Below are 8756 nucleotides of genomic sequence, written 5' to 3'. Positions count from 1 at the left end.
CGCGACCCAAAGCCCCGCCGGCTCGGAGCCACCACCGGCGGCCCTCCGGCCTCGATCCAGCGCAAGCTCAGGCGCGGTGGCGCGGTTCCGTTTTGCAGCTCCCACGACACCTCAATGGTGCCGGTCTTGTTGGACAGCGCCCCATACTTCACAGCATTGGTCGCCAGCTCATGCAGCGCCATCGCCAGCGCCAGCGACATGCGCGGCGTGACCCGCACATGCGGCCCTTTGATGTGGAAACGGCTCTCCCCTGAGGTCTCATAAGGTCTCAGGGCATTGGCGACCACTTCGACCAGGTCCGCGCCTTCCCAGCTCTCGCGGGTGAGCACGTCATGGGCCCGGGACAAAGCCAGCAGACGCATTTCCAACGCCTCGCGCGCGTCCGCTTTCGTGTCCGCCGTGCGTAGGGTCTGGGCCGAAATCGACTGCACGGTGGCGAGCGTGTTCTTCACCCGGTGGTTTAACTCATTGATGAGCACCCTCTGATGCTCGGCCGCGCGCCTTTCCTTGTCGAGCGCCGCTCTCAGCCGCTCCTCACCTTCGTGCAGATCCTCCAGCCGGGCCCGTGCCTCGTATTGCCGAAGCCGTCCCCGCAGGGCGGAGCGGGCGACGCTCACCAGCGTCCCGGCATGAAAAGGGCGTTCCAGGAACACCACGTTGCCCAGGACCTCGGACAGACGCGCCAGGGCCGGATTGCGCTCAACCCCGCCACCGCGACGGGTGAGGAGCACGAAGGCGAAGTCAGACCAGGGGGGTTGGTCCGACAGCCAACGGGAAAGCTCCTTCAGATCGGCGGTGCGGAAAGCCTCGTCCGTGACGAGCGCAAAGCCCGCCCCCTGAGCGATCTCACGGACCAGCGCGGGCAGGTCAGGGCAGATCTCGGCCGCGAGCCCCGCAGCGTGCAGGATGTCCGCCGCAACAGCCGCATCCCGTCCATGCGGAGCCAGGATGAGCGCCCGCTCCGAATGGAGGTGAAGTGTTTCGCTCATGTCAGCGGTCTTCGAGCAGCCGGGCGCGGTCCCCATTGGCCAAGACCGGCGTGCCGCGCAGAACACCCTGGAAGCCCTCCAGGGGCTCTCCGATGGCAATGCCTCTGCTATCGATGCGGATCTCTCGGATGGTATTCTCGTGCGTGCCGAAGCGCTTCTTGATGATCGAGATCGCCCGCCGGACCTGGCCGAAGGCCTCGAAATAGCGCAGCAGGATCACCGTGTCGGCCAGGTAGGTGATGTCGACGGGGGACTTCATGTCGCCGACAAGCCCATGCTGGGCCACCGTCAGGAAGGTCGAGGCACCCTGCCGGTTCAGGTACTGCAACAGCTCATGGATGTGCAGGATGAGAAAGTTCTCGTCCGGCATGGCGGACTGGTAGCCGTTGAGGCCATCAATCACGACCGTCTTGACGCTGTTGCGATCAACCCTGGTCCGGACCCTATGGGCGAACTCTCCCGGGGAGAGCTCGGCGGCATCGACCTGCTCGATGAACAGGTGGCCGCTGGCACACAACCCGTCGAGATCGATGCCCATCAGCCTGGTCCGGTCGATCAGGAGCCCAAGCTCTTCATCGAAAATGAACAAGGCCGCCTTCTCTCCACGTAATGCGGCAGCGACCGCGAACTGCACGGTCAGCAGGGATTTGCCCGACCCGGCCGGCCCCATGACCAGCGTGCTGGAGCCCTGCTCGATGCCGCCGCCCAGGAGGGCATCGAGCTCGCTGATGCCGCTGGTGAGTACATCGCGGGCAAAGCCGGTCTTGTGCTCGCCGGAAACCAGCCGCGGAAAGACCTGGACACCACCTTCGGCAATGATGAAGTCGTGGAAGCCGCCCCGAAAAGATTGACCGCGGTACTTGATCACCCGCAGGCGGCGCCGCTCGGCTCCATAGGTTGGGGTGAGCCCCTCCAGGCGGATCACCCCATGGGCGAGGCTGTGAACGGTCTTGTCGTTCGTGTCGGTGGTCAGGTCATCCAGCATCATCACCGTCGCGCCCTGCTGGGCGAAGTAGTGCTTCATCGCCAGGATCTGGCGGCGGTAGCGCAGGGAGCTTTGCGCCAGGAGCCGGATCTCGGACAGGCTGTCGATCACGATCCGAACTGGACGGGCTCGCTCGATGGCCTCGAACACCGCCTTGGTGGTCTCGCCGAGTTCAAGATCGGACGAGTAGAGCAGGCTCTGCTGGTGCTCGTCATCGAGCAGGTTCTCCGGCGGCACGAGCTCGAATACCTGAACGCCGTCCCGGAGGACCCAGCCGTGCGAGGCCGCACCATCCCGCAGTTCCTGCTCGGTCTCCGACATGGTGATGTAGAGGCCGGTCTCGCCCGCCTTGGCACCTGCCAACAGGAACTGGAGCGCAATGGTGGTTTTGCCGGTACCGGGGCTGCCTTCCAGGAGATAGACATGTCCGGGGGACAAGCCGCCCAGGAGAATGTCGTCCAGCCCCACGACCCCGGTCTGGGCTTTTGGAGTCGGCGGAGGCTTAATGGTCATAACGAAGTCCAATCTCTTTCTGAAGAGCGGCCGGAAGGGTGTGGGTCGGGATCAGCCCGAGCACGTCGGCGAGTGCCTGCTCGGCATGCCAGAGGTCGTACTGTTGCTGACGGTCGAGCCAGAAGTGAGGTGTCGTGCCCGAGAGACGGGCAAGGCGTGTGGCCATCTCGGGGCTGACCGCAGCCGTGCCAGCGAGAACCCGGTGCAGCGTCTGACGCGCAATGCGAAGCTCGCGGGCGGCTTGGCTGACCGAGAGGCCAAGACCGGGCAGAACCTGATCCCGTAGGATCCAGCCTGGATGAGCCGGAACCGCCGGAAGGGTGCCTCGGGAGGCTTTCATGATCGATCCTTGATGCTACGCCTGTAGCGTTATGGGCGACAGAGCGCCGAAAACAAGGGCTGCCGCTGATCTGAGGATGAGCGATCAATCTGCTCATCAGATCGGGTGCGTGGTAACGTGTAGTTTCCCCTTATCATTCGAGAGCGGGAAGGTCGGCTGCGGGTCAGGTACCGAAATTCCCTGCCATTTTGGAAGGTCTGTTTAGGATCGGTTTGCTGCCCCTTGGGCTTAGGTCTCAGGAGTACGAGAACCCGATGGGCATGGGCTCCTTGACCTGAGACACCGTGCTTCAGAGCAGTAAAGATGGACCCCTTTGTTCCCGCCATCGAAGAACTCGCACAGGCGCTCCTCTCCGACGAGGGTGCGGACCAAGCTCTTGCAGAGATCGCCGAGGATCATGGCCTCGCCGCTCAGGCGTTGAGGAACCGCGCCGCTCGGGCTCTTGGGCCGCTTGAGAGTTATAAGCAACGGCAAGCGGATTTGAACAAGGAACGGCAGCAACCCGCCATGCGCGGCGATCCGGTTCTGGCAGGCGCCTCGTTTGTGGCTGCGGTGTCGAACCTCAGGTCTCGACTGTCGGCCGTGGAGCGGCAAGCTGAGATCGAGCGCCTGGCGGCTGAGTATGGCGTCGATCCCGCCGCGCATCGGGATGCGATCGAACGCCTCCGGCGGCGATAGCCCCTCTCCGGACCCGCTATCGACCCACTATTTGGTCGATCGTGCGCAGGATCTCCGTCATCCAGGCAGGGAGTGCGAATGAGGCGGGCGTCCCGTGAGCCTCGCCGGGGTGACCGTTTCCGGATTTCATCCTAGCGTCGGCGCACGGACATGCCTCCCGTCCGATTAGACTCCGGCGGGAATGCCTCAGGCTGCGGTCAGGATCTCGTCGGCGGGGCCGAAGAACTCATAGTGGATGCGGTTCGACCGGACGCCTGCCAGGGACAGTCCGCCCACGAACGCACGCAGGAACGGCCGCGGGCCGCACAGGTAGTAGCCCGCCTCGTCCAGCGGCGTGTTGGCCCGCAGCCATTCGACGCTGATCACGCCCTGATGATCGAAGTCCTCTCCCTGACGGTCCTCCGGCCGTGGCTCGACATAGAAGGTTGTCGCCTTAATATTGGGATGGGCCTCGGCCAGCGAGCGCACGCGGTCCTTCATGGCATGGGTCGAGCCGTTCAGCGTGCCGTGCACGTAATGGGTGGCTTTGTTGGGGTACCGGGCCGCGATGGTCTCGAGCATGCTTACCATCGGGGTCAGGCCGACCCCGCCGCTCAGTAGCACCACCGGCCGAGGCGACTCCTCGTTGAGGAAGAACTCGCCCGCAGGTGGGGCGACCTTGAGAACGGACCCAACTTCAGCCTTGTCGTGCAGCCAGGAGGACGCGACGCCCTGCGGCTCCCGCTTCACCGAAATCCGATAGCTCTCACCGCTCGGAGCACTGGAGATGCTGTAGTTGCGCTTGAGTGGGTGCTGGCTTGGGATCTCCAGCCAGAAGGTCAGGTATTGGCCGGGGCGGTGAAGCAGAACCGGACCGCCGTCCTCGGGTCGCAGCACGAAGGAGGTGATGATTTCGCTCTCGCGCTCCTTGCTTTCGATCCGGAAATTGCTCCAGCCGTTCCAGCCGCCCGGCGCCGTCGCCAAGCTGGCGTAAATCGCCTTTTCGCGCCCGATCAGCACATGCGCCAGGAACCAGTAAGCCTCGCCCCAGGCCGCCAAGATCTCATCCGTGGCGACGTCGCCGAGCACGTCCTTGATCGCCCCAAGCAACGCCTCGGCCACATGAGGGTAGTGCTCGGGCAGGATGTTGAGCCCGACATGCTTCTGCGCGATGCGCTCGACGGCCGGCGCGAGCGCGCCAAGGTTGTCGATATTCTGAGCGTAACCGAGAATGGCGCTGGCGAGCGCCTTGGGCTGGGATCCTGTTTCGCCGTGGTGCGACTGGTTGAACAGGTCGCGGATCATCTCGTTCTGGAACATGCGCTCGTACATGCGCTGGGTGATGGCTAGGCCATGCTCCTGGAGTGCAGGCACGGTCACCTTCACGAGATGGATGGTCATGTCGCTCAATGAATTAGTCATAAGAGAATCCTTGAGGCTGTATCGAGCAAGGCCGAGACGAGCTGCTCAGGCTACATGGACAGGCCTTCAGGGCTGCAATCGGGCCTCAGTCTTGAGGTGCGGACACGTATAACGATGAGGGAAGGTGTGTACGCCAAGATGCTTGGATCGTCCCCTAAGGGACTTTCCTGAGCACCTTATGACGCAGACGGGACGGTGGACGTGCTGCTGTTGGGTGTACTGTAGAATCCGGGACTTGATTTGACGGACAGTGTCAGAGCGAGTTGCACTGCTGGCAGTCTGAATGATGGCTTGGTGCTCCGGCAGGCCGTCAAGCCCTGCGGCGCACCGCGAAGCGGCTGGGGGCCTTGACCGCCCGCCTCGCCCAAGCTGAGTGCGGGTATGCCAGAATGGCTGGGTCTGAACTCGGCTACCGCGTGCAGAACGTGATTTGGTCCGGCACTGTCCGACAGATCAAATCCTGACTTTCACAGGTGTACAGTGCTGGGAAGTGCTTCGATCCCCTGACGGGAACGTATGTTGCAGGAGCAATAGACTCATCAGGTTTTGACATTGCCCCGGCCACAAGGAGCTCTACCTCCGGCATCATCCAGCGGAATGTCGGCTCGGGGGTCATCCTCTGCCGATTCCTTGACCTCTAGGAACGTCCGATGTTCCTGGTGAGAGCAGACTCAGGATCTACTTCCAAGAGGTGCCATAAGACGACCCTCGTGCCGACAGCTTGGATCGCAGCCGGACCAGACATAGGACCCACGCGCAAAGTCCCAGCTTCCGGCATGAGGCACGCCAGCCGCACCGATCAGCCGGCTCCTGCTACTGCAACACCCCCTTGACCGGGAGATCCATGATGCACTTGAGCCCGCCAGGCTGGAACGTCAGCGTCGCTGCTCCCCTGAGCTGATAGGGCAAGGTCTGCGTCAGCAGCTCGGTCCCGAAGCCGCTGCGCCGGGGAGCCAGTGAGACGATGGGCACCCCCGTCTCCGTCCACTCGATCCTCAGCCGCTGATCGTCATCATTATCCTTCAAGCACCACGTCACCGTCACGTGCCCGTTCGGGCTCGCCAGCGCCCCGTACTTGACCGCGTTGGTCGCCAGCTCATGGATCGCCAGCCCTACGGTTTCGGCCGCCTTGGGCTGGAGGCGAACGGCGGGTCCCGACAGGCGGAACTGCTTGCCCTCCCGGGCGGCACAGGTGAGCAACTCCTCGGCCACCAGAGACGCGAGATCAATCCCGGCGCTGGGATCGCGCGTCACAGCCGCCTGCACCCGCGCAAAGGCGTCGATGCGCCCCTCCAGGTGCATGGCGTAGTCCGCCACCGTCTCGCTGGTCTCCGCCGTCTGGCCCGCAATCGAGCGGATCACCGCGAGCGTGTTCCTCACCCGGTGCTGCAACTCGGCCAGCAGCAGCCGGGCTTGGGTCTCGCTCTCGCGCAGGGCCGCTTCCGTTTGCGCCCGCTCGATCAGATCGGCCGCCTGCCGGGTCAGCACGTCGAAGCGGCTGAAGTCATCTGCGCTTGGCGTGTACGGCGCGCGCCAGTGGGTCGACACCATGCCGAGCGCGCGCCCGGTGCGGGACCGCAGCGGCGTCGACTGGACCGCCCGCAGGTTGGACAGGCGGTAGGCCGCAAGGTCCTCGGTGCCCGCCATGAACGCGCAGGCCTCGGTGTCACTCACAAGGATCCGTCGGCCCGTCTTCAGCGCCTCGCCGCAGGTGCTCGCGGAGTTGCAGTCGACGCGGTCCCAGAACGCCGCCGCATCCGGGTGAAAGCCACGCCAGGCCAGCAGCTTCAGGATCTTCACGTCGGGATCAAGAATCTGCATGCTCGCGCCCTGTGAGCGCATGATCGCCATCATCGCGTCGAGAAGCTGCTCATAGAGGGCTTGCGGGTGCTGTTCCACGAGCAGCTCCGAGCTGAACCGCTGGAGCTGGCGGGCACCCTCGAGCTCGTGCGCCAGCCGGGCTTCACTCGCCCGCAAGGCCGCCTCCGCCCGCACCTGGGCGATGGCCTCCGCCGCCAGACGGGCATAGACATCGGTGAGCTTGGTATCGAGGTCGGACAGGTGGTGGGGCTGGCGGAAATAGGTCGAGAGCATGCCGAGCATCTCGCCGGAGGGTGTGACCAGCGGGGTCGACTGCACCGCCCGGTAGCCGGCCTCACGCGCCACCGCCAGGCTTGGGGCATAGGCGGGATCCTGCTCCACGTCCTCGATCGTGACCCGCTCCCGGCGGGCCAGCGCCATGCCACAGGTCGAGGCCTCCACGGCACCGACCTTGGCAAAGTGGTCGAGGAACGGCTGCTGGAAGCCGCGCTGGGCGGCGATACGCAGTGTCCGGGTCTTTTCATCGTAGAGCTGGATGGTGCCGAAGTCGGCGCCGTGCAGCTCGATGGTGGCGTCCAGGATCGCGTCGAGCACCGCCGGGAGACCGGCCCCGTCGACGACTTGCCGGCTCACCTCGTGCAGCCGCGTCATCGCCTTCAATTCGGCCGCGAGCGCCTGCTCCGCCTGCTTGCGGGCGGTGATGTCGAGCACGAACTCGAAGATCGTGCCATCCGGCAGCAGCTTGCCGGCGAACAGTGCGCACCACCGCGAGCCATCCTGGCGGAAGTACTCCTTCTCGTAGGGCGGGATCTGCCCGGTGGCCCTCAGCTCCGCGAAGGCGCGCTCGGAGACGTCCCGCCATTCCGGCGGGGTGAGCGCCTGCCAGGTGAGACGGCCCGCCTCCAGATCCGCACGGCTGTAGCCGCCCATGGCCAGGAAGGCATCGTTGGCCTCGATGATCCTGCCGTCCGGATCGAGATAGATCGCTCCGACCGTCTCGATCTCCAGCGCCGCCCGCAGGCGCGCCTCGCTTGTCTGGACGCTTGCATGGGCTTCCGAGAGGGCGCGGGTGCGGTCCGCCACCCGCCGCTCCAGGTCCGTGCGGCCGGCTTCCGCTTTGTCCAGGGCATCGGTCGTCTGGTAGGCGGCTGCGGCGGTGTGGGCGAGGCTTTGCAGCAGGCGGGCATCCTCGGCATCGAACTGCCCCTCGGGCGTATGCTTCATCGCCCAGAGCGCACCGACTGGCTCGCCGTACGCATGCCAGGGCGCCAGCAGGATCTCGTAGACAGGCGGTCCGATGCCCCTCATGCCGGGAAAGAGCCGCTCGCCCTCGCGGAACAGGAGCACGCTGTCGCGGGCGATCACCGCCTCACTTGGGCAAGTTTCCTGTGGCACGGTCCGGCCGGCCTGAGCCGCCAGCCCGCCCCCGGCCGCGTGCCAGCGGAAGACCCCTTCCTCCCCGGGTTCGAGCAGGCTGATGCCGGCGGAGTCGGCATGGCACAGCGCCACCGCCAGCTCGGCGCATTTCTGGAGCACGTCACACGGGTTGGCGGTCATCTCCTGGGCCAGGGCGGCGAGGGCCCGGTTCTCGGCCTCATAGTCCGGCGCATGGGATGAGCGCCGGGCCAACTCCTCCGTGATTAGACTGTCGTCAAGTCCGGCCGGTGTCCTGTTTCGGCCGTCAGCCGTGGTCATACTGACCTCCTGTAAGGCCCCCATGTTGGTCGCAGGACCTGACGCCTTCAGCCTCCTGCCGCAGATCGGCGAATGGGGCTAGGGTCAGAGGGCGCACCTCAGTCTCATTGGCATCGCGATGGCGCCCCTCGCGGTCGAGATGCAGGTCGTTGGGATTGAACAGGGCCGCCCGCATCAGCTCGTCCAGATCCGGTTTGCGGATCAGCGAATGCACCACTGCCTAGCGCCGCCGGAACGTGCCATGAACATTAGCGCATCGCGATCCGGAGCTGTATAACCTGGATTATACTGGCGCGACTGCCATTGGCTTATTCTTGCCCGAAGCTCCCTGACG

The 8756-nt window shown here is 65.0% G+C and carries 7 protein-coding genes; 1 reads left to right on the top strand and 6 read right to left on the bottom strand.

What is annotated here, in order from left to right:
* From DDF70_RS34245 to DDF70_RS34235, 3 genes are all read right to left on the bottom strand, one after another.
* On the bottom strand, nucleotides 1–989 hold a 989-nt coding region (locus tag DDF70_RS34245; protein WP_162820836.1), incomplete at its 3' end, for a sensor histidine kinase.
* 1 nt (nucleotide 990) lies between these two features.
* Nucleotides 991–2487 carry an ATPase domain-containing protein gene (locus DDF70_RS34240; protein ID WP_114949017.1) on the bottom strand — a complete coding sequence of 499 codons (1497 nt, stop codon included), beginning with the start codon at nucleotides 2485–2487 and terminating at the stop codon, nucleotides 991–993.
* Nucleotides 2477–2827, bottom strand: coding sequence for a HigA family addiction module antitoxin (locus tag DDF70_RS34235; protein ID WP_114949016.1), 351 nt, complete (start codon nucleotides 2825–2827; stop codon nucleotides 2477–2479). The genes DDF70_RS34240 and DDF70_RS34235 overlap by 11 nt, the downstream gene beginning before the upstream one ends.
* A gap of 303 nt (nucleotides 2828–3130) precedes the next feature.
* Here DDF70_RS34235 and DDF70_RS34230 point away from each other — a divergent pair, with 303 nt between their 5' ends.
* Nucleotides 3131–3505 (top strand): hypothetical protein, encoded by a 375-nt coding sequence (locus DDF70_RS34230; protein WP_114949015.1) that lies wholly within the window; start codon nucleotides 3131–3133, stop codon nucleotides 3503–3505.
* Nucleotides 3506–3691: 186 nt separating this feature from the next.
* Here the strand turns inward: DDF70_RS34230 and hmpA are convergent, their stop codons facing one another.
* The 3 genes from hmpA to DDF70_RS37700 form a co-directional block, all read right to left on the bottom strand.
* A complete protein-coding gene (hmpA, locus tag DDF70_RS34225; protein ID WP_114949014.1) occupies nucleotides 3692–4906 on the bottom strand; it encodes an NO-inducible flavohemoprotein in 1215 nt (404 codons plus the stop codon).
* An 813-nt stretch (nucleotides 4907–5719) separates the two neighbouring features.
* Nucleotides 5720–8422: a GAF domain-containing protein gene (locus DDF70_RS34220; RefSeq protein ID WP_114949013.1), complete on the bottom strand. Its 2703-nt coding sequence runs from the start codon at nucleotides 8420–8422 to the stop codon at nucleotides 5720–5722.
* On the bottom strand, nucleotides 8409–8639 hold the full coding sequence (locus DDF70_RS37700) for a hypothetical protein (RefSeq protein ID WP_205772593.1): 231 nt from the start codon (nucleotides 8637–8639) through the stop codon (nucleotides 8409–8411). Before DDF70_RS37700 ends, DDF70_RS34220 begins: the two co-directional genes overlap by 14 nt.
* Between the last annotated feature and the right edge of the window lie 117 nt (nucleotides 8640–8756).

This window comes from Microvirga calopogonii, assembly GCF_003347665.1.
GTDB lineage: Bacteria > Pseudomonadota > Alphaproteobacteria > Rhizobiales > Beijerinckiaceae > Microvirga > Microvirga calopogonii.
Note: the sequence above shows the minus strand (reverse complement) of the source record. Positions and strands in the feature narration are given on the sequence as shown.

Excerpts from the sequence above, each read along its gene's own strand:
- DDF70_RS34235 (WP_114949016.1), bottom strand. The coding sequence starts at position 2,827 with ATGAAAGCCTCCCGAGGCACCCTTCCGGCGGTTCCGGCTCATCCAGGC.
- DDF70_RS34230 (WP_114949015.1), top strand. The coding sequence starts at position 3,131 with ATGGACCCCTTTGTTCCCGCCATCGAAGAACTCGCACAGGCGCTCCTC.
- DDF70_RS34240 (WP_114949017.1), bottom strand. The coding sequence starts at position 2,487 with ATGACCATTAAGCCTCCGCCGACTCCAAAAGCCCAGACCGGGGTCGTG.
- DDF70_RS34220 (WP_114949013.1), bottom strand. The coding sequence starts at position 8,422 with ATGACCACGGCTGACGGCCGAAACAGGACACCGGCCGGACTTGACGAC.
- hmpA (WP_114949014.1), bottom strand. The coding sequence starts at position 4,906 with ATGACTAATTCATTGAGCGACATGACCATCCATCTCGTGAAGGTGACC.